This window comes from Bacteroides sp. AF39-11AC (assembly GCF_003474285.1).
Classification (GTDB): Bacteria; Bacteroidota; Bacteroidia; order Bacteroidales; family Bacteroidaceae; genus Bacteroides.
Window position 1 is genome coordinate 43,499 of the sequence record NZ_QROH01000008.1, and the last position, 24,315, is coordinate 67,813.

The window sequence follows — 24,315 nt, forward strand, 5'->3', positions numbered from 1 at the left end:
TACACAAAGGGAGTTCCAAATTTTTCGAACTCCCTTTTTTTGTTACATCTTCACGCCAACCGTTCCCAGCACTAACCTCACTCCTCTTGCCGCAATAAAACAACACGGAATGCCCACCACACAAACCAATGCCAATCTCATCAAAGGAGAAACCGGCAAAAGCTCCATAATAAACACACAACCCACTACAATTACCGGATGAATAAAATAAGCCGCGTAACTATCAGTGGACAATTTCTGAACCAAAGGCATCGGTTTGTTCCAATGAGCCTTCCCGTATGCTAACAGAAAATAGCAAATACCCACACACATAACAGGTTCCCAAAGGGCATAAAATAAAGCCTGCAAATTCCATCCACCCGAGAATAAATCCATCTGTTCTGAAAAACTACTCATTACAATCAATAAAGAAGGAACACCACAAAGAATTGCTATGAGAAACCAAGGAAATGCATTCTTCACACAGATTTTATCCAACCAGTGATTACGATGCGTCACAATTCCCAACAAATACATACCTATATATAAAGGAAAGAACCCCAGCTGCAATCCTAAAACCTCACTTCCTACAGGAACATAAAGCCGAATGAGGAATGCTGCGGCACCCGTCACTACCATAAATAGAAGAATACCCATTATTGTAGGATATTTCCAATTCAGTGCCAACCGCTTTGTACAAAAATGGCGATAAACAGCATAACTCAATTCAAAAATCAACAGTGTAAATACAAACCACATCGGTCCAAAACCCGGTCTACCCCATACACCGTATATCCAATATATTAATAGAGGATTGACTAGAAAACTATAAATCAAAAGAGGAATACCCAAACGGTTGAGACGATCGTATATAAAAGATTTCATTCCTTTACGATCAAAAGAAAAGGGCATCAGATAGGCAGAGATAAAAAAGAAAAGACTCATAAAATAGGATTGGTCAATGCCCATAGATGCTGAGAGCAAGCCTTGAGTTAGGCCGGTAGTTGTTTCCTTCGATATGTAATACCATCCACCGGAAGCTCCGAAAGCAACCGCAGAATGATGATAGAACACCAGCATAGTAAGGAAAACCCGTAATAAGTCAAGATAATAAAAACGCGTCCGATTCATAGTATTTATATTTATGATTAATAAAAATAGCTTGGAGATATTTTCAAGACTATCTCCAAGCCCCCAGAAAAACTAAAATAACAATCTGTTACCCTCGCATCAGCAATTCCGGGAATGTAAATCCTTGCATGGTATAGCAGATAAAGAAGATGGTAGCACTAACAATCCACAGAATGAGCAATGTCCACTTCAACCCAGATACCATAGGTTGCCAATTGAACACCGGACGGAAGATTGCGAAAACAAGACTAACCAGAGGAATACCCACTACGAGGATACCTGCAATATATAGTACGATGGCTGACAAAGGAGATGTAGGTAGTACAAAATCAATAGCCGGGAACCAGGACATCAATGCTGCACCACCACCAATGGCAACTGCAATAGCGGCAAAGAGCAAAGCCACAAATACAATACCGAAAACAAACAGTACCGGACTGCAAATGATAGCCACAATAATCAGACAAATCTTCAGGAACCAACCGACAATCATTAACAACGTATCACCGGTCCTTTGCATAGAAGTACGAGATTTATCAGACTTCATATAGTCGTTTACATTATTTGTAACTCTCTCAAAACCATCAGTTACAGTCTTTCCAATATTCTCTACCGTAACAGCTTCACCACGCATGTTCAACTTTTCAGCCGCCGTACGAGCTTCGGGAATCACTATCCAGCAAATGATATAGATAGGGATCAAGAACTTGAAACCAAAAATTGCGCAAAAAACAAGAACCAAACGGAACCAAGTGGAATCCCAGCCTAAATAAACACTAAGTCCCCCTATCACGCCACCCAGCATTTTATCGTCCGGATTGCGATACAGACGGCGACGGGTTGAAGTATATGAAGAATCATTGTCACTATTCCAGGAACCGGAACCATAACCTTCACCGGAGGCACCCTTCGTATTTCCGGAACCGGAAGCTGCATTCTCCTCCGTCCCCGTCTCCATCTCTTCAGGTTTCCCTATACGATTGATTACTTCTTCTACATCGGCTATAGTGATAACCTGAGAGCCGGCAGACAGCTTCTCCAAAAAAAGTTCAGAGATGCGGAGTTCGATGTCATTTACAATTTCATCAGCACCTGCTTGTCTTCTAAAGTGCAGTTTCAGATTGCATAGATAGTTATCCAAAAGGCGGTAGGCGTCTTCATCAATGTGGAAAACAGTTCCGCCCAAATTTACGGTTAATGTCTTTTTCATTGCTATTTGTTTTTAAAATTTATACTGATACGAGGTTTTTAATATCTTGAATCTAATAGTTGGCTATATGATTCACTGTTTCATTCAACTCACGCCAGGAGATTTCCAACTCTCCAAGAAAAACTTCCCCTTTCGGAGTGAGCTTGTAATATTTACGTGGCGGTCCTTGTGTAGACTCTATCCATTCGTAACTTAACAGATCGTCATTCTTCAGACGAGTGAGCAACGGGTAAAGCGTTCCTTCCACTACGATCAGCTTGGCTTCCTTTAGTTTCTGGATGATATCCGAAGCGTAGGCCGGTTCTTTATGAAGCAGTAGCATGATGCAATACTCTAACATGCCCTTACGCATTTGCGACTTTACATTATTTACGTCCATCTCTTATTGATTTACGATTCTACAATTTTCTGTTATATAGTAAAGAGAGCAACTAATTGAAATAGAGCTTCCCTTTGTATGACACAAATATATGTATTATCTTAGTACTATGCAATGCAAAGTACCTTATATTTCATTTATTTAACACCATTATCTATACACACCTTATTAATAAAGCACCAAGGAAGAGAATAACATATAAGAGAAAAATGTATCTTTGCGGAAAAGCTATAAATACAACAGACTATGTTAACTATCAGAAAAGCAACTACAGCCGATTGTGAGTTGATTCATAAACTTGCATGGCAGATATTTCCGGAGACCTATAAGGAAATCCTTTCACCGGAACAGAATGATTACATGATGGAATGGATGTACTCCATAGAGAACATCCGCAAGCAAATGGAAGAAGAAGAACATGTATATTTCATTGGATACAAGGACAACGAAGTGTGTGGCTATGTATCTGTGCAACAACAGGGTGAAGATTTATTTCACTTACAGAAAATATATGTACTCCCCTCTTTTCAAGGATCACATTGCGGTAGCTTCTTATTTCATGAAGCTGTCAAATATATAAAGGAAGTACATCCCAGTCCATGCCTGATGGAATTGAACGTGAACCGTAACAATAAAGCGCTGAATTTCTACGAACGCATGGGAATGAGGAAATTGAGGGAAGGGGATTTTCCGATAGGAAACGGATATTATATGAATGACTTTATAATGGGGCTGGAGATTTAATAAAAGAATGAAAAAATTAAAGGCTGCGCAGTTCAAAAGAGAATCCTGCGCAGCCTTTAATTTTTATTTTTTAATTTCTAATTATTCCGTTACTCGTTCCAACCATTTTACCATGCCAAACATAACGCCCATTGACACAAGACAAATAACAAAGAACACAGTCCAGCACTGCCAGATAGGAATCTTATTATACATCATAGGGCCAAGGAACAAGAAGAGGTTTCCTATTGCCGTTGCACCCAGCCACAAGCCTTGACACAAGCCCTGAATATGTTTGGGAGCTACCTTAGAAACAAATGAAAGACCCAGCGGCGAAATGAAAAGTTCAGCTACGGTCAAGAAGAAATAAACCACAATCAGCACCCACGGACCAGCCTTCAGCCCTGCTTTGGCAGAATCAGCCATTGCCTTGAATTCAGTACCTGAGGGGTAACCTTGCATTGCCGAATAAATGGTAAGGAATAAGAAAGCAAGTCCTGCAATACCCATACCGATGGCAATCTTCTTAGGAGTAGATATTTGCTGACCACGACGGGCAAGTGTACCAAAGAAGAGCATTATGAGCGGGGTAAGTACTATCACAAAGAATGGATTGACAGCTTGCCAAATTTCGGGTGCAATACTATCGGTTACTACGAAGTCGCGGGCAAAAAGTGAAAGTGACTGTCCGTTCTGATGGAATGAGAACCAGAAGAAAATCACGATACCCAATACAGCAAACAGTGCATACAAACGTTGCTTTATCTCCTTTGCCATGGCTGCTTTCTCAGCAGGGGTATAAGTCACTGATTCTTGTTTTTCCTTCTTACCCGGTGTAGGGAATACCTTCCGACACGCAATGAAAATGAAAAGAGAAATAAGCATAGCTACTACCGAAGCTATGAATGAATAGTGGATACCTGTATTAAATACATCAAGATATTGGGTACAGAAAACGCTCAAATCAGTTGTTAACGTACCTCCCACTTTGACAACCAGTTCATTTAAATTAGAGAGATTATCGGAAGCCATATCTCCACCTTCCTTAATATATTGATGGCACAATGCAGGCAGATCAGCATTGTACATCATGCTATGAACCTTCAGCCACCATTCTCTGAGCAGGGGAGCAACAAAAGGTGCAATCAAACCACCAATATTAATGAATACATAGAATATCTGAAAACCAGAATCACGACGGCTTTTAGCCAGCTTCAAGGCTTCAGGTCCTTTTTTCTCAGCTTCTTTTTCGAGATTGTCGTACATCTGACCTACGATAGCCTGTAAATTTCCTTTAAAAAGTCCGTTACCGAAAGCAATGAAAAACAAAGAAACACAAGTCAAAGGAAGTAACCAACCAATATTTTCAGCAGTAGATAATACAGGAATAGACAGAATGACATAACCCAATGACATCACTATCAATCCTGACATGATTGTTCCTTTATAGTTTTGTGTCCTATCGGCAATAATACCGCCCACCAAACTCAGTACATAGATACCACAATAAAAGACCGAGTAGATAATGGAACTGGTTTCGTCACTCAGGCCGAACTTGGAGCAGAGAAACAGTACCAATACGGCATTCATGATGTAGTAACCGAACCTTTCGCCCATATTGGAGATAGCAGCTGCGACCAGACCTTTAGGATGATTCTTGAACATAGATATAAGTTTTTAAATTAGTAATTAGATTGATTTTCGTTTATTAAATGCAAATATATACATTTTGCTGAAATAACCTGTAAAAAAGTGAAATTAGTCATGAAAAAGGATGCAAACTTCAGCATGAACCTCCTTAATTAAATCATTTGGATCAAGTTTAAGCTGCAGGCCACGCTGACCTGCACTTATGTAGATATAAGGATAATTGAGGCAAGATTCATGAATGTATGTAGGAAAAGGTTTCTTCATGCCGATAGGAGTACATCCACCACGAATATATCCCGTCAAAGGAAGTAATTCTTTCATCGGAATAAGATCACACTTCTTATTACCGGAAGCCTTAGCAGCCAGCTTCAGGTCCACTTCATGTTCGCCAGGAATGACGCAAACAAAATGACCATTCTTGTCACCATGCAGTACAAGAGTTTTGAATACCTGCTCGATATTCTCCCCCAAGCTATCAGCCACATGAATAGCACTCAAATCATTTTCATCCACTTCATAGGGAATCAGTTCGTATGCAATTTGGGCTTTGTCCAAAAGCCTTGCTGCATTTGTTTTATTGATTTTCATAATTTATCCTTTCAATTCTTCTTTCAGGAATTTAGGAGTATATCCCTTCTTACTTTTCGCCACTTCTTCCGGTGTGCCGCAACTGAGGAGTTGCCCCCCACCCTTACCACCGTCAGGACCCATATCGATGATATAATCAGCCATCTTGATAACATCCAGATTGTGCTCGATGACAATCACTGTGTTACCTTTGTCCACCAGTTTATTAAGTACATTCATCAGTACACGAATGTCTTCGAAGTGAAGTCCGGTAGTAGGCTCATCAAGGATATAAAGGGTTTTTCCTGTATCTCGCTTGGAAAGTTCCGTAGCCAATTTCACACGTTGGCTTTCACCACCGGAAAGTGTGGTGGAAGATTGTCCTAACTTTATATATCCCAAACCGACTTCCTGTATCACCTTAATCTTATTCAGAATCTGCGGCACATTTTCAAAGAACTCCACTGCACGGTTAATGGTCATATCCAGTACATCAGCAATAGATTTTCCTTTGAAGCGCACTTCCAATGTCTCACGATTATAGCGTTTGCCATGGCAGACTTCACAGGGTACATACACATCGGGCAGGAAGTTCATTTCAATTGTTTTGTAGCCATTTCCCTGACACGCTTCACAACGTCCGCCACTCACATTAAAGGAGAAGCGCCCCGGTTTATAACCGCGTATCTTGGCTTCCGGTAAGCCTACAAACAAATTACGAATATCAGAAAAGACTCCCGTATATGTGGCCGGATTAGAACGCGGTGTACGCCCCAACGGAGACTGGTCCACATTTACCACCTTATCTATGTTTTCCAATCCTTCAATGCTATCATATTCCAGAGGATCCTGAAGCGAGCGATAGAACTTCTGCGAAAGAATAGGTTGCAATGTTTCGTTGATAAGCGTAGATTTTCCGCTACCAGATACACCAGTGACACAGATCAACTTACCAAGAGGAAATTCCACATCCACCCCTTTCAGGTTATTCCCCCGTGCACCACGCAGCCAAAGGCTATGTCCATTACCTTCACGACGTTTTTGGGGTATTTCTATCTCACGTTCACCATTAAGATATTGTGATGTCAGCGTATGCGTCTCTAACATTTCCTTTGGAGTTCCTGCAAAAACAACCTCACCACCCAAGCGTCCGGCTTTCGGGCCCATATCAATCACATAATCGGCTGCCATCATCATATCCTTATCATGCTCCACAACAATGACAGAGTTACCGATATCCCGCAGCTCTTTCAGAGAATGAATTAGCCGCTGATTATCCCGCTGATGCAAGCCAATACTCGGCTCATCAAGAATATAGAGTACATTCACCAATTGCGAACCGATTTGAGTAGCCAAACGGATACGCTGACTCTCACCGCCGGAAAGGGTTACAGAGCCACGGTCAAGAGCAAGGTAATCCAATCCGACATCCAACAGGAATTTCAGACGGGTACGGATTTCTTTCAATATTTCAACAGCAATTTGTTTCTGCTTATTATCCAGATACTGATCGACATTCATCAGCCAGTCGTAAAGCTCATTGATATCCATACAAGACAGTTCATAGATATTCTTATCATGGATACGAAAATGAAGGGCTTCTTTATTCAATCTCGCCCCTTTACATTCAGGGCATACAGTAGTTTTAGCAAACTGTTCCGCCCACTTTTGCGCAGTGGCGGAAGCATCCTTTTCCTGTAACATCTGAATATACTTCACTACTCCCTCAAACGTTACAAAATAATCGGAAGAAGTACCGATAAGAGAGCTTTTAATCTTAATACGCTCATCCGAGCCATAGAGGATTTCATCAATGGCTTCATCCGGCAATTCCTTAACAGGAGTTTTCAGGGTAGCTTCATATTTCTCCAATAGAGCGGCAATCTGCCAGAAAATCATGCTATTTTTATACTTACCCAATGGAATGACAGCTCCTTCGTATATAGAAAGTTCCCGGTCGGGAATAACCTTTTCCACATCAATCTGATTCACAACCCCCAATCCTTTGCATTTAGGGCAAGCACCTTGCGGAGAGTTGAATGAGAAATTATGGGGTGCCGGCTCACGGTAGGACAATCCGGTAACAGGGCACATCAACCGCTTACTATAGTGACGAACATTTTCGGATTGCAAATCAAGTATCATCAACAAGCCGTCACCTTGCTGCATAGCAGTAGCCACACTGTTTTTCAGACGAACATCATCCTTGTCCGTCACAATCAGTTTATCGATAACTACCTCGATATCATGGTTTTTATAACGATCCAGTTTCATGCCGGGCAGCGCCTCACGTACTTCACCGTCCACACGTACATAGAGATATCCTTTTTTACGTACTTGCTCGAACAATTCCTTATAATGTCCTTTACGTGTACGCACCAGTGGGGCGAGAATATAAATCTTCTTGCCCTTATAATCTTTCAGAATAAGATCGAGAATTTGCTCTTCAGTGTACTTCACCATTCTTTCACCCGAAAGATAAGAATAAGCTATACCGGCACGGGCATAAAGCAGACGCAAATAATCATAAATTTCCGTCGTAGTACCGACTGTAGAACGGGGATTCTTATTCGTCGTTTTTTGTTCAATAGAAATTACCGGACTCAATCCCGTAATCTTATCGACATCGGGACGCTCCAGATTTCCCAAGAAATTGCGGGCATACGCAGAAAAGGTTTCGATATACCGACGCTGTCCTTCGGCAAAAATCGTGTCGAATGCCAACGACGACTTGCCGCTTCCGCTCAGTCCCGTAATAACGGTAAGACTGTTACGGGGAATTTCCGCATCGATATTTTTTAGATTGTGCACGCGCGCACCATATACATTGATGTATTCTGTTTCTTCTGTCATTTATCTTAATATATTAATATCACTTTTAATCTTGTAATCAACTCCATCTGCTCCCTCCGCTTCTATCACTATAAAATAAACACCTTCGGGAACATTCTTTCCATGCGCAGTACCATCCCATCCCGCATCAATATTCTGCAATCCCCAGCGGTAAAGTTCCTGTCCCCAACGATTGAAAACATACGCATTGAAGCGAACCAGCGACTTATGCTTTACGCGAAACACATCATTCACTCCGTCGCCATTAGGCGAAAAAGCATTCGGCACTTTAAGCTCCGATTCGGTAATGCGGATCATGAAAGTACCGGAAGTATTCGTTTCTTCCGTCTCAATATCCGTTATAATCAGACGGACATAAAACATACCGGACTCCTGAAAACTATAAATAGTTTCAGCATCAAAGCGCGTCAGGAAAATATCATTGAAAGCTGCGTCGCGAGAGAAGTTCCATTCATAACGGAAGTTTGCAGTCTCATCCGACGGCTCCCCGGAGTCTTCATCTCTCCACATAAAACGAAATTCAAGAGGAGCGGCCCCCGTATAGGTATCATCCGGAGAGATAGAAACGTTCTCTTCCGGAGCTGCTCCGTTTTCGGAAAGCAAAATAGCCACGGGAGACACTTCTAAGAGTCCTGTCCTTCCCCCGTCAGCCCACACCGGTAAATACCCGAACAACAGTATCGCCACACAACCGATATATGAAAACAATCCGCATCGCATAATACCTGCAAAAATAACGGTTTCCCAGCTAATATCAGCGGATACATAAGATTTTTCAGTTTTAAAATGCACAATATTATTTCTTAACGCATTCCTTTCGTTAAATTTAGGCAAAATCCTTACCTTTGCAGCTACTTTGGGAAATTGTAAACGTAAACCAACGATATCGAATGAGAACGATTAACCGGATTTTCTGCTCCCTGTTGCTCGCCGGTGCATGCAGTCTCGGAGCAATTGCACAAGAGAACCAGTCATATTTTTTGCATACCATTGAAAAAGGGCAAAGCCTTTATTCCATATCCAGTATGTATGGTGTCACACAGTCGGACATCGTGAAGTTGAATCCAGGAAGCGATGAAAAAATATTTGTAGGACGCACTTTACGCATTCCACGTACGGCTGCCAACACTCAGACAGAGACCTTTCACACCATAGCACAAGGTGAAACGCTCTATCGGCTAACCGTCAAGTACGGTGTGTCTGCCAAAGCCATTTGTGATGCCAATCCCGGACTGAGTGCCGAGAATTTTCGCATCGGACAGGTAATACGCATACCTTCTGCCAGCGAAGTAAGCATAGTTACTACAGAACCCGTTAATGAGCCTGCAATTCCCTTGATTCAAGGACCTGTACAATCTCGTTGCCGGGATATGCACAAAGTTAAACGGAAAGAAACAGTCTACAGTATCAGTCGCGAGTATGGTATTTCCGAAGCAGAACTGATAGCAGCCAACCCGGAACTGAAAGGCGAAAATCAAATAAAGAAAGGTACTTTTCTCTGTATTCCTTATCCTACTGCACAAGTAGAGAAGCCTACCCAACCGCAGATAGTGCCCAGTGATACCCAATTATTCAGTGAGAACAAGAAAGCAACAGAACGTTTCAGCACGATTAAAGCTGCCCTAATTCTTCCTTTCTTGGATGTTTCCAAGAGTGAGGCTGCTCGTGTGATAGAATATTATGAAGGCTTCCTCATGGCAGTAGATAGCTTGAAACGCAGCGGAGTTTCTATTGATTTGTACGCTTATAATTCCGGCCCTGAGAATGCTTCTCTAAGTCCAATCCTCTCTAAGAAGGAGATGAAGGATATGGATATTATCTTCGGCCCGTTTTATCCACAACAAATCAAACCGCTGGCAGACTTTGCCCAAAAGAATGATATCCGCCTGGTGGTACCGTTTTCATCCAAAGACAATAGTGTATTCCGCAACCCTACCATCTATCAGATTAACACTCCCCAGTCATATCTTTACTCAGAAGTATACGACCACTTCGTTCGTCAATTCCCGAATGCCAATGTCATCTTTATAGAGGCCAGTACAGGCACAAAAGATAAAGCCGAATTTATCAAAGGACTAAAGGACGAACTGAAGAATCGCTCTATTCCAATGAAATCTCTGAAAGAGGATGCAACGGTAGAATCCCTGAAAACGGTACTGCGTCCCGATCGGGAAAATATATTCATCCCTACATCGGGAAGCAATGTGACTCTGATAAAAATACTACCTCAACTCACCCTATTGGTTCGTGAGAATCCGGAAAGTAACATCCATCTGTTCGGTTATCCGGAATGGCAAACTTACACCAAGGATCATTTGGAAACATTCTTTGAACTGGATACTTACTTCTATTCATCATTCTATACCAACAATTTGCTACCTGCGGCTATCAGCTTCACCAAGAACTACCGCAGATGGTATGGTAAAGAGATGGATGAGCGTTACCCCAAATATGGAATGTTAGGCTTTGATACCGGTTATTTCTTCCTGAAAGGTTTGTCACGCTATGGTTCCGAGTTAGAGAAAAATATGCAACTCATGGATCTGGTGCCTATTCAAACCGGATTCAAGTTCCAACGCGTAAACAATTGGGGTGGCTTCATCAACAAGAAAGTATTCTTTGTACGCTTCACCAAAAATTACGAATTGGTGAAATTGGATTATGATTGATAACAGAAGTTTTTAAACTCAAAGACAATGAAGATAAAAAGCATTATAGGAGCCATCCTGCTACTTACCATATGGGCTTTGCCCGGCCGTGCACAGATAGGCGAACAACGCCATAACTTAGCAGTAGGTTTCAACGGCGGTATCAATATCAATAGCGTCAGCTTCTCTCCTACTGTCCGACAAAAAAACCTGATGGGCATCAATGGCGGTCTGACAGCACGCTATATCTCCGAAAAGTATTTCAGTATGATTTGTGGCGCACAAGTGGAATTAAATTTCTCACAGCATGGTTGGAGCGAATTTGATGAAGACCACCCAGAACTGGAATATACACGTACAATGAATTATGTAGAAATCCCGCTTCTGGCACATTTGGCTTTTGGTAAAGACCGTGGAGTACAATTTTTCATCCATGCAGGCCCACAAATAGGCTTCTTTATTAGCGATACCAGAAAGAAAAACGATGCGTGGAAAAATTTCACAACCCCGGAACAACATGATAAAGATGTGGAGAATAAATTCGATTATGGTATTACGGGTGGTGCAGGACTGGAGCTACGTACTAAAGCCGGAAATTTCCTTGTAGAAGGAAGATACTATTATGCCTTATCCGACTTTTATAAGAGTACCAAGAAAGACTATTTCTCACGTTCGGCACATGGCACTATAGTGGCTAAGATAACTTACCTATTCGATCTCAAGAAATAATTCCAAGATAGATAAAAGAAAGCGTCCCGGGACTTTTATATAGAAGTCCCGGGACGCTTTCTTTTATTTGACCTCTTTTTATCTCAATCGGTCAGCTGCTTTAACCATTACCTCATCACGATAGATAGCACGGAAAGACAGATAATTTAAAATGATAGAAATAGCAGGAAGGCAAAGAGCCCAACCTAACTGGAAAGTCATTGCATCCAAATCATCTTTCAGCATAAACATAAACACAAAAAATGCTGCATAATATCCGATTAATAAGATACTATTGAATACCGTCATACGAACCTGCAACATTCGGTTACGAAAGAGGAAGATGGTACAAAATGCCACGACTGTGCTTAAAAACAAGATTCCGAATAAGCCCCATGTAGACTGGAAAGCATCATCCGTCAGCGTCACACCCAACGGCTTAAAAACATATGCAGTTACTCCATCTGAAGCAATAAACTGTCCTACAGGCAAACACATGGCTGCTATCAGCAAACCTGTCACTATCAATAAATAAATAGATTGAATACGTTGTATCATTGTTCTTTTCCTTATTAAAACAACAGAGGTGTGTCCAAGCAAACTTTACTTGAACACACCTCCGTAGTAATTTCATTTACTGTAATTTTTCTTTTTCCTTAGCCGGGTTACGATAGTAGATCTTACCTTCAACGTACTCTTGCGTTGCGATCAACGTCGGCTTCGGCAACTTCTCATAATAGCGTGAAATTTCAATCTGCTCCCGGTTCTCGAACACTTCTTCCAGATTGTCATTATAGGAAGCAAACTCTGCCAGTTTCTTAGAAAGATCATTCTTGATCTCTACACTGATCTGATTCGAACGCTTACCTATAATAGCTACGGTTTCATACACGTTACCGGTATCTGCACACAACTCCATCATGTCACGGGTAACCGTGGTGCCAGGAGCATTAGTCTTCTTATAATCCATAAATATCTAAATTAATATTATCCTATATCTGTTTGCTTATCCTCATTCAACATCTTCTCGGAATCCTTAAAGATTCTCTCGGCCTCCTTCATATATTTACTTTCAGGAAACTCATTCTTGAAAGCATAATATTCATCCACCGTTTCACGATAACGCTCTGCTCTCTTATCTTCCACACTATATATGGCCATTTCAAATTTGGCACGCAGAATAAGGATAGACAGATCTTCGCGAAGATTCGTATAAGGATAATCCTTCAAAGCATTTTGTGCAGTAATCACACAAGACTGATAGTTATTTCCCAAATAGTTACCCAAATTGTAATACATTTTGGCTGAAAGATACTCTTTCATCACCAACTTATCCTGCAATTTGAATATCATGTCCTGAGCTTCATCTTTCTTTGAACTCTGTGGGAAGTACTCCATGAACATCTGCAACTGCTGAATAGCACTGTAAGTACCAGACTGGTCGAGACGAGGTTCCGGGGTATCCAGATACAATGCCTTACCTGCATGAAAACGTGCCAATTCGGCAAACGTACCACGAGGATACACATTATAATATTGGACAAAACTCTGAGCTGCCGTTTGGTAGTCTTTCTGGTTATAATAGCTCATACCCAGCATGTAGAGGGATTCTTCTGCTTTGTCTGTACCCTTGAGGATAGCAATTAACTCATTAAGCAATGTTGCAGCACGATTGTACTGCCCTTTTGCGAAGTAGTTCTTTGCCGCCTCATACTTATATTCATAATCGGTGCTTTTTAACAGTTTATTGTACTCTCCACACGAGGAGAACAATATTGCTGCAAGCAAAGTTATTAAGATATTCTTCTTCATTCTTAGCTTTTCAAATAATGTGCAAAGATAAAGGTTCGCATCGAATAAAGCAACGATACGAACCTTAATTTTTCAAAAACCAGACATTGACCGACAAACGCCCGTCTATTCACGACAAAACGGGATAATGAACGGTCGAAAATAACGGTCATTATAATTTATACAAATCACTTGCTGCAAGCAGGTCCACTTTCTTTTCAGTCAGCACACGGATGCAGTTCTCCATGTCATTGGGACGGATGATAACATTAGCGGTGTTACCATTAGCAAACGAATACATGTATTCGATGAAAACACCTTCATCGGACAAGAAGCGCAAGACTTTTGACAATGAGCCCGGAATATTGGGACAACTAATGCCTACCACATCCGTTACATTCACTGCAAAATGATTATCTTTCAAAGCTTTATATGCCTTATCCGGTTCAGATACAATGCCACGAAGAATACCGAAATCAGCATTCTCGGCAATACAGAGAGCGGAAAGATTGACACCTTCTTTCGCAAGCACTTCAGTCACTTCGGTCAGACGGCCAGACTTGTTTTCAAGGAAAATAGAAAGTTGTTTTGCTACCATAATGATTAGGTTTTAAGTATTACAGTTTACGTTTATCGATAACCCGTTTAGCCTTACCAACACTGCGTTCAATACTGCGAGGTTCTACCAGACGTACATCTACTCCCAGTCCAAGCACACTTTGCAGGCGAGCTGCCACTTTCTTCTTTAATGCCAGCATCTTGTTAATTTCATCCGAATAGTATTCCGGGCGCACTTCAACCTGCAATTCCATAGTATCGGTATTGTTCTTACGGTCTACAATCAGAAGGTAATGCGGCTCAAATTCCTGCATTTCAAGGATAACAGATTCTATCTGAGTCGGGAATACATTGACTCCACGAATAATAAGCATATCATCACTACGACCGAGGATACGATCCATACGAACAAGCGTACGTCCACAAGTACATTTGTCATAATGCAGAGCGGTTAGGTCCTTGGTGCGATAACGCAACAAAGGCATACCCTCTTTAGTCAGATGCGTAAAGACCAGTTCACCCGTTTCACCCGGAGCCACAGGTTCCAATGTATTCGGATTGATGATTTCAGGAAAATAATGGTCTTCATTAAGGTGAGTGCCATGCTGACATTCACACTCATACCCCACACCAGGACCGGCTATTTCACTTAATCCATATATGTCATAGGCTTTTATACCTAATTTTTCTTCAATTTCATTACGCATGTTCTCTGTCCAAGGTTCTGCACCAAAAGCACCAATCTTCAACCTGAACTCTTCGCGTGGAAGACCGGAGTCTTTAATAGCATCCGCCAGATAAAGTGCATACGAAGGCGTACAGCAAAGCACCGTAGAACCGAAATCATGCATCAAAGTAATCTGCTTTTCAGTGTTACCGCTCGACATCGGAATAACGGAAGCACCGATGTTCTCCGCACCTGCATGTGCACCCAGACCACCGGTAAACAAGCCATATCCGTAAGCTACATGGAAAAAGTCGGAACTATCCGCACCATAAGCTGTAAACGCACGCGAAAGGCATTCTGTCCAGGAAGACAAGTCCTTACGGGTATATCCCACTACAGTAGGTTTTCCTGTTGTACCAGACGAGGCATGGATACGTACGATCTGACTCATAGGTACAGCGCAAAGTCCGAAAGGATAATTATCGCGTAGGTCGTATTTTGTAGTAAAAGGAAGTTTTACGATGTCGTCTATACTGTTAATATCGTCCGGGGTAATTCCCAGTTCCTGCATTTTCTTACGGTAGAAAGGAGTGTTGTGATAAACATGCTCCACGATCTTTCTAAGGCGAATGCTCTGGATTTTGCGAAGGCTTTCACGATCCATACATTCGATGCTTTCATTCCAAATCATGTCTTTGTTGTATTACATTGATGGTTATTATTAATTCTTATTTCCTGCAAAGGAATAAAAAAATTTTGTTTATCTCAAGTATTTTCCCGAATATTGCCGTCCATAAGGAGAGAAAATGAATAAATTTGAATTAACATCCGCCTATAAGCCAACCGGAGATCAGCCGGAAGCTATTGCAGAGCTCACTGAGGGCGTACTCCAAGGAGTTCCTGCACAAACATTACTTGGTGTCACCGGTTCGGGAAAGACGTTCACCATAGCCAATGTGATTGCCAATATCAATAAACCAACGTTAATATTGAGCCATAACAAAACATTGGCAGCACAGCTTTACAGTGAGTTTAAAGCTTTCTTCCCCAATAATGCTGTAGAGTATTACGTTTCTTATTACGATTATTACCAACCCGAAGCTTATCTACCGTCTTCGGATACCTATATAGAAAAAGACCTTGCCATCAATGATGAGATAGACAAACTGCGGCTTGCAGCCACCTCTTCCTTACTCTCAGGTCGGAAAGATGTGGTGGTAGTGTCTTCTGTATCTTGTATATACGGTATGGGGAATCCGTCAGATTTCTATGAGAATGTGATAGAAGTACAACAAGGAAAGGCATTCAGCCGGAATGTTTTCCTGCGCCGTCTGGTAGACAGCCTCTATGTGCGCAATGATATTGATCTGAACCGCGGTAACTTCCGTGTGAAGGGAGATACGGTAGACATCTATCTGGCTTATGCAGATAATCTGCTGCGCATTATTTTCTGGGGAGATGAAGTAGACAGTATCGAAGAAGTCGATCCGATAAGCGGTGTGACCATCGCTCGTTTCGACGCATACAAAATATATCCAGCCAACCTCTTCATGACTTCCAAAGAGGCCACCCTGCGGGCTATCCATGAGATAGAAGATGATCTGCATAAACAAGTGCAATGGTTTGAAAGCGAAGGACGCCCCTTTGAAGCAAAGCGCCTCCAGGAACGGGTAACATATGATATGGAAATGATACGCGAATTAGGTCATTGCTCTGGCATTGAAAACTATTCGCGCTACTTTGACGGTCGTAGTGCCGGTAGTCGTCCCTATTGTTTATTGGACTTCTTCCCAGAAGACTTTCTAATCGTTATAGATGAAAGTCATGTGAGCGTCCCTCAAATACGTGCCATGTATGGTGGTGACCGTGCCCGTAAAATCAACCTTGTAGAATATGGTTTCCGCCTTCCGGCTGCCATGGACAATCGTCCGTTGAAATTTGAGGAGTTTGAGGAGATGGCAAAACAAGTAATTTATGTAAGTGCCACACCTGCCAATTATGAATTGATTCAGTCGGAAGGTATTGTTGTGGAACAGGTTATTCGCCCTACCGGCTTGCTGGATCCGATTATCGAAGTACGTCCCAGTAACAATCAAATAGACGACCTCATGGAGGAAATCCAGATTCGCATCGAAAAGAACGAACGTACGCTGGTCACTACACTTACTAAGCGCATGGCAGAAGAGTTGACGGAATTCCTGCTGAATAACAATGTGAAGTGTAACTATATCCATAGCGATGTAGATACATTGGAACGCGTAAAGATTATGAGCGATTTGCGTGAAGGGTTATACGATGTGCTTATTGGTGTCAACCTGTTGCGTGAAGGATTAGACCTGCCGGAGGTCTCACTCGTGGCAATTCTTGATGCAGACAAGGAAGGTTTCCTACGCTCACACCGCTCACTGACGCAGACTGCCGGACGTGCTGCCCGAAATGTAAACGGTATGGTTATCATGTATGCCGACCGTATCACAGAAAGCATGCAATTGACAATTGACGAAACCAACCGTCGCCGTGAAAAGCAGCTAAAATATAATGAGGAACATGGTATCACTCCCCAACAAATCAAAAAGGCGAAGAACCTCAATGTATTTGCACCCAATACTGCATTGGAAAATAGCTTTACCGAAAAAGGAACAACTACTCCCCGTCCTTATGTCGAGCAAGAAAGTTCCGCCAGTATTGCTGCCGATCCTATTGTGCAATACATGTCTCGCCCACAACTGGAAAAGAGTATCGAACGTACCAGAAAACTCATGCAGGAGGCTGCCAAGAAGCTCGACTTCATCGAAGCAGCACAATATCGTGACGAATTGCTGAAAATGGAAGATCTGTTGAAAGAGAAAGCATAGCATATCAGTATTGCTTTCTCTCTTCCCACTTATCCGAACCGTGTCAGGTCCGTATTTACTCCGTATCTATACGCTTGGACTTGGTACGGACTTGGTACGGCGTTGATACGGAGTTGGTAGGTAGAAGATGAAAGAAACTGCACCTTTTCTTAAAATAAATAGAATAAGAAACCATTTTGGCTAATAAATGTTATTAAACATACTTTTTCTTTTGGATAATTTGCAAGTATTCCAAAAGTCCGTATCTTTGCAGTGTGTTTTTCATAGTATTAGATTTAAGGTTAACAAAGGTTGGAGTACAGCGGTACTCCTTTTTTTATATCCATACCCCTCGTTTGAATCAAAATTAACAGATAGAATTGCCATAGACATACCCTCTAATTCATGCTTTTTGCGTATGTTTGTACCAAAGTTCAATCTCGTAAGTTTACATGGAATTATTAGTATATAAAGCTTCAGCCGGTTCTGGAAAGACATTTACGCTCGCAGTAGAGTACATCAAACACTTGATACTCAACCCAAGGGCCTACCGGCAAATACTTGCCGTAACCTTCACCAATAAAGCCACAGCAGAGATGAAAGAGCGCATCCTGCAACAACTTTACGGAATCTGGGTAAGCGACCCGGCATCCTCCCCCTACCTGAACCGTATCCGAGAAGACTTACAACGGAAGAATCTGCCTGAAGACGATATCCGCCTGGCAGCCGGAACCGCCTTACAGTACATGTTGCACGATTACAGTCGTTTCCGGGTGGAAACCATCGACTCTTTTTTCCAATCCGTGATGCGTAATCTGGCACGCGAACTGGAACTAAGCCCTAACCTCAATATCGAACTGAATAATACCGAAGTTCTGAGTGATGCCGTGGATAGCCTGATAGAAAAACTAACTCCATCCTCTCCCGTACTGGCCTGGCTACTGGACTATATCAACGAGCGCATTGCCGATGATAAACGCTGGAATGTATCCAATGAAATCAAACGCTTTGGCTGGAATATCTTCGATGAAGGTTATATAGAACAAGGTGAAGGACTCCGCCAACAACTAAAAGATCCCAATACTATCAAGCTATACCGCAACGAACTGAGGGAAATGGAAACGGAAGCCCTGGAACAAATGAAAGGTTTCTACGACCAATTCATTGGCGAACTGGAAGCACATGCCCTCATACCAGAAGATCTGAAAGGTGGGGCACGAGGTATAGGCAGCTATTTTCGCAAACTGCGGGATGGGCGTTTATCAGATAAAGATACAGTGAATGCCACACTGAAGAACAGTCTGGATGATGCAAAAAACTGGACTACCAAAACATCTGCGCAGAAAAACGATATTATTCGTCTGGCCGAAACAAGCTTGCTCCCGTTATTACAGGATGCTGAAACTTTCAGACCAAGAAACAACAAGATCGTAAATAGTTGCCGACTGTCCCTGCAACACTTGAATAAATTACAGTTACTTGCCCATATTGACGAAGAAGTGCGTGAGCTGAACCGGGAACATAACCGCTTCCTACTATCAGATACGAATGCACTGCTCCATAATTTGGTACGGGATGGGGATTCTTCTTTCGTATTCGAAAAAATCGGTGCCAATATACGAAACGTAATGATCGATGAATTTCAGGACACCAGCCGGATGCAATGGGATAACTTCAAAATTCTACTACTTGAAGGTCTTTCACAAGGAGCGGACAGTTTGATCGTGGGAGATGTAAAACAATCTATCTATCGCTGGCGAAACGGCGACTGGGGGATATTGAACGCGCTGGGTACAAAAGATGCTTCTTTCCCTTTTCCGGTACGTGTAGAAACACTAAAGACCAACCGTCGAAGTGAAACGAATGTCATCCGCTTCAATAATAACTTATTTACCGCAGCTGTGGAATATCTAAATATACTCCACCTGAAAGAGCTGCAAGAAGACTGTCATCCCCTGCAACGGGCTTATGCAGATGTTGCCCAGGAATCGCCACGAACGGAAGCTAAAGGATACATTAAAGCGACCTTTCTGGAACCGGACGAAGAGCATGACTATACAGAACTCACCATTATCTCGTTAGGAGAAGAAGTGCAACGGTTACTGGAAGCAGGCGTGAAGCTAAACGATATCACCATTCTGGTACGCAAAAATAAAAACATCCCTCCCATTGCTGACTATTTTGACAAGACCATGCACCTGTCTGTCGTCTCGGACGAGGCATTCCGACTGGATGCTTCACAGGCCATCTGTATGTTGATAGATGCCTTACGCTACTTATCCAATCCGGAAGACAAAGTAGCATGTGCATCACTCATGATGAACTATGAATTAGGAATCAAAAAACAGGGAAGCGACTGGGACAGCTTATTGACAACGAAACCTGAAGAAGCACTGCCCGAAGCATTCGTCACTGGTATGGAAACTCTCCGGTTAATGCCACTTTACGAATTGTTGGAAGAATTATTCAGCCTGTTTGAAATGAAACGGATTGAAGAGCAGGATGCTTATCTTTTTTCCTTCTTCGATGCTGTCACTGAATACCTTCAAAATAATTCTTCGGACCTGGACGCATTTATACGCTACTGGAACGAGACATTATGTAATAAGACTATCCCCAGTGGAGAAATGGACGGCATCCGCATCCTTTCCATTCATAAATCAAAAGGACTGGAATTTCATACCGTTCTCATTCCTTTCTGTGACTGGAAGCTCGAGAATGAAACTAATAATCAGTTGATATGGTGTTCACCTACGGAAGCACCATTCAGTACACTCGACATCGTTCCGGTAAATTATTCCTCTACCATGGCAGAATCTGTATATCGGCAAAATTATCTGGATGAACGCCTGCAACTCTGGGTGGATAATCTGAACCTACTTTATGTAGCTTTTACCCGTGCCGGAAAGAATCTAATTTTCTGGTGCAAGAAAGGACAAAAAGGTACCATGTCGGAATTATTGGCAAATGCTCTGCCACAAGTAGCCGCTCGGGAAGGTGATGAAAACTGGAATGAAGAAGAACCTTATGAGAGTGGAGAACTCTGTCCATCAAAGTACACAGAAACAGATGACCGTCTACCCGAAGCCCGTAAAGCTTCTGCCAACCGCCTTGCACAAAAGCCTGACAAACTCCCGGTACACATGGAAAGCATGAGGCATGATATAGAATTCCGACAGTCGAACCGTTCTACGGACTTTATCCAGGGAGTTGATGAAGAAGAATCCGACAATCGCTTCATAAACCGGGGGCGGCTTTTACATACCCTTTTCTCAGCCATTGAAACAGAGGAAGATATTGATAATGCTATTGACCAACTCGTCTTTGAAGGTATTATCGGAAAACCCGAAACAGAAGAGAGAATTCGGGAACTGACCCATCATGCATTCTCGCTTCCTCAAGTTCAAGACTGGTATTCGGGGAGCTGGTACCTGTTCAATGAATGTGACATCATCTGGCAGGAAAGAGGTGAACTACGTACCCGCCGACCCGACCGTGTAATGATGCGCGGCAATGAGATCGTCGTTATAGATTTCAAATTCGGAAAACAAAATAAAAAGTATAATAAGCAAGTGCAAGGATATATGCAATTGCTCACTCGCATGGGGTATCTGAAAGAAAACATAGAAGGATACCTTTGGTATGTGGAAGAAGATTTAATAGAAAAAGTATAGATACAACGTTAGTATGCAAACATTTCTCCAATTAGTAGCCCAAGACCTTTACCAAAAGATAGGAAACGATCTTTCAAGAGTAGCCATTGTTTTCCCCAATAAACGTGCCAGCCTGTTCTTCAACGAACATCTGGCAATGCAAAGCGACCGCCCTATATGGTCGCCTGCCTATGTCAGTATCAGCGAACTGTTCCGGCAACTCTCCCCGTGGAAATCCGGAGACCCTATCCGGTTGGTATGCGAACTCTATAAAGTCTTCCGTGAAGAAACCCGCAGCGAAGAAACACTCGATGATTTCTACTTCTGGGGAGAATTACTTATCAGTGATTTCGACGACGTGGACAAGAATCTTGTAGATGCTGACCGGATATTCTCTAACCTGCAGGATTTAAAAAATATAATGGACGATTACGACTTCCTCGATTCCGAACAGGAAGAAGCCATTCGTCAGTTTTTCCAAAATTTCTCTATCGAACGCCGGACACAGCTTAAGGAGAAATTCATTTCTTTATGGGATAAATTAGGCGATATCTATCACCATTACCGCCACAATCTTGCAGAACTTGGCATTGCTTACGAAGGCATGATGTACCGCTATGTAATGGAGGAATTAAAGCCGGATAAACTAAAATATGAGCATTACGTTTTTGTTGGTTTCAACGTATTAAACAAAGTGGAAACCAAGTTCTTTGAACGCTTGCGCGAGGCCGGAAAAGCATTATTTTATTGGGATTATGATGTCTTCTACACCCGCCTGCCCCGTGAAAATACACCTCCCTACACACACGAGGCAGGAGAATTCATTCTTCGTAATCTGAAAATATTCCCCAACGAATTGTCGGAAGCTGTTTTTGATACATTGCGGAAACCTAAAAATGTACGTTTCATCTCTGCTCCGACTGAGAATGCACAAGCACGTTATCTACCGGAATGGATACGTTCCGTAACGAGAAGAGACCTACCGGAGACTCCTGTGAAAGAGAAAGAAAATGCAGTAGTTCTTTGTAACGAAGCACTTCTGCTACCTGTACTTCATTCCATTCCATCTGAAGTAAAGAATGTAAATATAACGATGGGATTTCCTTTGGCACAAACACCCGTATACAGTTTCGTCAGTGCACTCATCGAATTACAGACTACAGGTTATCGCAGAGATACGGGACGCTATCAATACGAAGCTGTACAGTCTGTACTGAAGCATCCTTATACACGTCAGCTCTCCACTTCTGCAGAAGGTTTAGAGAAACAATTAACGAGAGACAACCGATTCTTCCCTTTACCTTCCGAGCTAAAGCAAGATACTTTTTTGGAACAAATATTCACGCCTAAAACGGGTATTTCAGCCCTTTGTCAATATCTCACGGAGATGTTACGCGAAGTTGCTGTCCTCTATCGGCAAGAACAAAAAACAGATGATATCTTCAACCAACTTTATCGGGAGTCTCTATTTAAAAGTTATACTCTCATCAACCGTCTGCTAAACCTGATTGACAATGGAGAATTGAATATACAAATTGACACATTGAGACGTCTGCTCTGCCGATTACTTGCCACTTCAAACATTCCTTTCCATGGCGAGCCTGCTATTGGTATGCAAGTGATGGGAGTATTGGAAACACGTAATCTCGACTTTCGTAATCTTATTATGCTTTCTCTCAACGAAGGGCAGCTACCCAAAGCAGGTGGTGATTCTTCCTTTATTCCATACAATCTGAGGAAAGCTTTCGGCATGACTACTATCGAACATAAGAATGCCGTATATGCGTATTACTTCTACCGCCTGATACAACGTGCCGAAAATGTCACCTTATTATATAATACTGCTTCGGAAGGATTGAATCGCGGAGAAATGTCTCGTTTCATGTTGCAATTCCTTGTTGAATCTCCGCACACCATCTCACGAGAATACCTTGAAGCCGGACAATCTCCCCAAAGTGGCAGAGAAATTCGCGTTGAGAAAACACCGGAAATCATAACAAGAATGTACGAAAGATATGATGTAAACCGTCATCCGCGATCCTTATTTTCACCTTCAGCACTTAATACCTATCTGGATTGCAGATTGAAATTCTATTACCGCTATGTAACTGGTTTAAAGGCTCCCGATGAAGTAAGCGCTGAAATAGACTCTGCTCTGTTTGGTACAATTTTCCACCGTGCAGCCGAATTAGTCTATAAAGATTTGACTGCAAACGGAAAAGAAATTCGAAAAGATGATTTGGAACAAGTATTGCGCAATGATATAAAATTGCAGAACTATGTAGATACCGCTTTTAAAGAGGAGTTCTTCCACGTAGCCCTCACCGAAAAGCCGGAATATAACGGTACGCAGCTTATCAATGCAAAAGTAATCACATCTTATCTCCGCCAACTACTGCGCAACGATCTGCAATATGCACCTTTCTTTATGGAAGGCATGGAAAAGAAGGTAACGGAAATTATAGAAATAGAAACTCCGCAAGGAAAGTTAGCATTGAACATCGGTGGTACCATTGACCGTATAGATAGCAAAGATGACACTTTGCGTATAGTAGACTATAAAACCGGAGGTAGCCCAAAGACACCCGAAAATATCAAGCAACTATTCACACCCGCCGACGGACGTCCGAATTACATTTTCCAGACTTTCTTGTATGCTTCTATTATGTGCCGCAAGCAGTCATTGAAGGTAGCCCCTTCCCTACTTTATATTCATCGTGCAGCGTCAGAGACGTATTCCCCTGTTATTGAAATGGGAGAAGCACGCCAACCCAAGATACCGGTCAACAACTTTGCTTTCTATGAAGATGAATTTCGTGAACGTCTGCAAACTCTTTTGCAAGAAATATACAATCCGGAAGAAGCTTTCACCCAAACTGAAGATACCAAGAAATGTGAGTTCTGTGATTTCAGAGAGCTATGCAGGCGATAAAAAGACAGACCGTCTGTTTGCATGAAACAGAC

The 24,315-nt window shown here is 42.1% G+C and carries 18 protein-coding genes; 6 read left to right on the plus strand and 12 right to left on the minus strand.

Annotation, left to right across the window (positions count from 1 at the left end; genetic code table 11):
* Nucleotides 1–42 precede the first annotated feature (42 nt).
* The 3 genes from DW036_RS17605 to DW036_RS17615 all read right to left on the minus strand — a co-directional run bounded on the left by DW036_RS17605 (nt 43) and on the right by DW036_RS17615 (nt 2,699).
* On the minus strand, nt 43–1,110 hold the full coding sequence (locus DW036_RS17605) for an acyltransferase family protein (RefSeq protein ID WP_118465555.1): 1,068 nt from the start codon (nt 1,108–1,110) through the stop codon (nt 43–45).
* Between the two features lie 88 nt (nt 1,111–1,198).
* Nucleotides 1,199–2,320, minus strand: coding sequence for a PspC domain-containing protein (locus DW036_RS17610; protein WP_118465556.1), 1,122 nt, complete (start codon nt 2,318–2,320; stop codon nt 1,199–1,201).
* Between the two features lie 52 nt (nt 2,321–2,372).
* Nucleotides 2,373–2,699: a PadR family transcriptional regulator gene (locus DW036_RS17615; protein WP_007213892.1), complete on the minus strand. Its 327-nt coding sequence runs from the start codon at nt 2,697–2,699 to the stop codon at nt 2,373–2,375.
* 246 nt (nt 2,700–2,945) lie between these two features.
* On the opposite strand from DW036_RS17615, the gene DW036_RS17620 reads away from it, so the two are divergent.
* The gene (locus DW036_RS17620) at nt 2,946–3,443 is read left to right on the plus strand and encodes a GNAT family N-acetyltransferase (protein ID WP_118465557.1); all 498 of its coding nucleotides are present in this window, start codon (nt 2,946–2,948) and stop codon (nt 3,441–3,443) included.
* 81 nt (nt 3,444–3,524) lie between these two features.
* Here DW036_RS17620 and DW036_RS17625 read toward each other — a convergent pair whose 3' ends face one another.
* The 4 genes from DW036_RS17625 to DW036_RS17640 form a co-directional block, all read right to left on the minus strand.
* Nucleotides 3,525–5,087: a peptide MFS transporter gene (locus DW036_RS17625; RefSeq protein WP_118465558.1), complete on the minus strand. Its 1,563-nt coding sequence runs from the start codon at nt 5,085–5,087 to the stop codon at nt 3,525–3,527.
* Between the two features lie 93 nt (nt 5,088–5,180).
* Nucleotides 5,181–5,660, minus strand: a complete 480-nt coding sequence (gene ybaK, locus DW036_RS17630) for a Cys-tRNA(Pro) deacylase (RefSeq protein WP_118465559.1) — start codon at nt 5,658–5,660, stop codon at nt 5,181–5,183.
* A gap of 3 nt (nt 5,661–5,663) precedes the next feature.
* Nucleotides 5,664–8,492, minus strand: coding sequence for an excinuclease ABC subunit UvrA (gene uvrA / locus DW036_RS17635; protein WP_118465560.1), 2,829 nt, complete (start codon nt 8,490–8,492; stop codon nt 5,664–5,666).
* Nucleotides 8,493–9,326: a gliding motility-associated C-terminal domain-containing protein gene (locus DW036_RS17640; protein WP_118465561.1), complete on the minus strand. Its 834-nt coding sequence runs from the start codon at nt 9,324–9,326 to the stop codon at nt 8,493–8,495. It lies immediately after the preceding gene.
* 56 nt (nt 9,327–9,382) lie between these two features.
* On the opposite strand from DW036_RS17640, the gene DW036_RS17645 reads away from it, so the two are divergent.
* Both DW036_RS17645 and DW036_RS17650 read left to right on the plus strand, forming a co-directional pair.
* Nucleotides 9,383–11,161: a LysM domain-containing protein gene (locus DW036_RS17645; RefSeq protein ID WP_118465562.1), complete on the plus strand. Its 1,779-nt coding sequence runs from the start codon at nt 9,383–9,385 to the stop codon at nt 11,159–11,161.
* 27 nt (nt 11,162–11,188) lie between these two features.
* Nucleotides 11,189–11,869: a porin family protein gene (locus DW036_RS17650; protein ID WP_118465563.1), complete on the plus strand. Its 681-nt coding sequence runs from the start codon at nt 11,189–11,191 to the stop codon at nt 11,867–11,869.
* 78 nt (nt 11,870–11,947) lie between these two features.
* Here the strand turns inward: DW036_RS17650 and DW036_RS17655 are convergent, their stop codons facing one another.
* From DW036_RS17655 to DW036_RS17675, 5 genes are all read right to left on the minus strand, one after another.
* Entirely contained in the window at nt 11,948–12,406 is a 459-nt protein-coding gene (locus tag DW036_RS17655) for a DUF4293 domain-containing protein (protein ID WP_118465564.1), read from the minus strand.
* Between the two features lie 76 nt (nt 12,407–12,482).
* Nucleotides 12,483–12,818 (minus strand): DNA-directed RNA polymerase subunit omega, encoded by a 336-nt coding sequence (locus DW036_RS17660; protein ID WP_022393490.1) that lies wholly within the window; start codon nt 12,816–12,818, stop codon nt 12,483–12,485.
* A gap of 17 nt (nt 12,819–12,835) precedes the next feature.
* A complete protein-coding gene (locus tag DW036_RS17665) occupies nt 12,836–13,660 on the minus strand; it encodes an outer membrane protein assembly factor BamD (protein WP_118465565.1) in 825 nt (274 codons plus the stop codon).
* A gap of 151 nt (nt 13,661–13,811) precedes the next feature.
* Nucleotides 13,812–14,237 (minus strand): amino acid-binding protein, encoded by a 426-nt coding sequence (locus DW036_RS17670; protein ID WP_007663046.1) that lies wholly within the window; start codon nt 14,235–14,237, stop codon nt 13,812–13,814.
* A 19-nt stretch (nt 14,238–14,256) separates the two neighbouring features.
* A complete protein-coding gene (locus DW036_RS17675) occupies nt 14,257–15,555 on the minus strand; it encodes a phenylacetate--CoA ligase family protein (RefSeq protein ID WP_118465566.1) in 1,299 nt (432 codons plus the stop codon).
* A 115-nt stretch (nt 15,556–15,670) separates the two neighbouring features.
* Between DW036_RS17675 and uvrB the strand changes: the two genes are divergently transcribed.
* The 3 genes from uvrB (at nt 15,671) to DW036_RS17700 (ending at nt 24,283) form a co-directional block, all read left to right on the plus strand.
* Complete coding sequence (gene uvrB / locus DW036_RS17685; RefSeq protein ID WP_118465567.1) at nt 15,671–17,719, plus strand: excinuclease ABC subunit UvrB; 2,049 nt, start codon at nt 15,671–15,673, stop codon at nt 17,717–17,719.
* 431 nt (nt 17,720–18,150) lie between these two features.
* The gene (locus DW036_RS17695) at nt 18,151–21,372 is read left to right on the plus strand and encodes an exodeoxyribonuclease V subunit beta (RefSeq protein ID WP_118465568.1); all 3,222 of its coding nucleotides are present in this window, start codon (nt 18,151–18,153) and stop codon (nt 21,370–21,372) included.
* Between the two features lie 13 nt (nt 21,373–21,385).
* Nucleotides 21,386–24,283 (plus strand): PD-(D/E)XK nuclease family protein, encoded by a 2,898-nt coding sequence (locus DW036_RS17700; RefSeq protein ID WP_118465569.1) that lies wholly within the window; start codon nt 21,386–21,388, stop codon nt 24,281–24,283.
* Nucleotides 24,284–24,315: the final 32 nt, after the last annotated feature.

Bases quoted from the DNA above. Each gene is read 5' to 3' on its own strand.
- DW036_RS17605 (WP_118465555.1), bottom strand. From the start codon at position 1,110: ATGAATCGGACGCGTTTTTATTATCTTGACTTATTACGGGTTTTCCTT.
- DW036_RS17610 (WP_118465556.1), bottom strand. From the start codon at position 2,320: ATGAAAAAGACATTAACCGTAAATTTGGGCGGAACTGTTTTCCACATT.
- DW036_RS17615 (WP_007213892.1), bottom strand. From the start codon at position 2,699: ATGGACGTAAATAATGTAAAGTCGCAAATGCGTAAGGGCATGTTAGAG.
- DW036_RS17620 (WP_118465557.1), top strand. From the start codon at position 2,946: ATGTTAACTATCAGAAAAGCAACTACAGCCGATTGTGAGTTGATTCAT.
- DW036_RS17625 (WP_118465558.1), bottom strand. From the start codon at position 5,087: ATGTTCAAGAATCATCCTAAAGGTCTGGTCGCAGCTGCTATCTCCAAT.
- ybaK (WP_118465559.1), bottom strand. From the start codon at position 5,660: ATGAAAATCAATAAAACAAATGCAGCAAGGCTTTTGGACAAAGCCCAA.
- uvrA (WP_118465560.1), bottom strand. From the start codon at position 8,492: ATGACAGAAGAAACAGAATACATCAATGTATATGGTGCGCGCGTGCAC.
- DW036_RS17645 (WP_118465562.1), top strand. From the start codon at position 9,383: ATGAGAACGATTAACCGGATTTTCTGCTCCCTGTTGCTCGCCGGTGCA.
- DW036_RS17650 (WP_118465563.1), top strand. From the start codon at position 11,189: ATGAAGATAAAAAGCATTATAGGAGCCATCCTGCTACTTACCATATGG.
- DW036_RS17655 (WP_118465564.1), bottom strand. From the start codon at position 12,406: ATGATACAACGTATTCAATCTATTTATTTATTGATAGTGACAGGTTTG.
- DW036_RS17660 (WP_022393490.1), bottom strand. From the start codon at position 12,818: ATGGATTATAAGAAGACTAATGCTCCTGGCACCACGGTTACCCGTGAC.
- DW036_RS17665 (WP_118465565.1), bottom strand. From the start codon at position 13,660: ATGAAGAAGAATATCTTAATAACTTTGCTTGCAGCAATATTGTTCTCC.
- DW036_RS17670 (WP_007663046.1), bottom strand. From the start codon at position 14,237: ATGGTAGCAAAACAACTTTCTATTTTCCTTGAAAACAAGTCTGGCCGT.
- DW036_RS17675 (WP_118465566.1), bottom strand. From the start codon at position 15,555: ATGATTTGGAATGAAAGCATCGAATGTATGGATCGTGAAAGCCTTCGC.
- uvrB (WP_118465567.1), top strand. From the start codon at position 15,671: ATGAATAAATTTGAATTAACATCCGCCTATAAGCCAACCGGAGATCAG.
- DW036_RS17695 (WP_118465568.1), top strand. From the start codon at position 18,151: ATGGAATTATTAGTATATAAAGCTTCAGCCGGTTCTGGAAAGACATTT.
- DW036_RS17700 (WP_118465569.1), top strand. From the start codon at position 21,386: ATGCAAACATTTCTCCAATTAGTAGCCCAAGACCTTTACCAAAAGATA.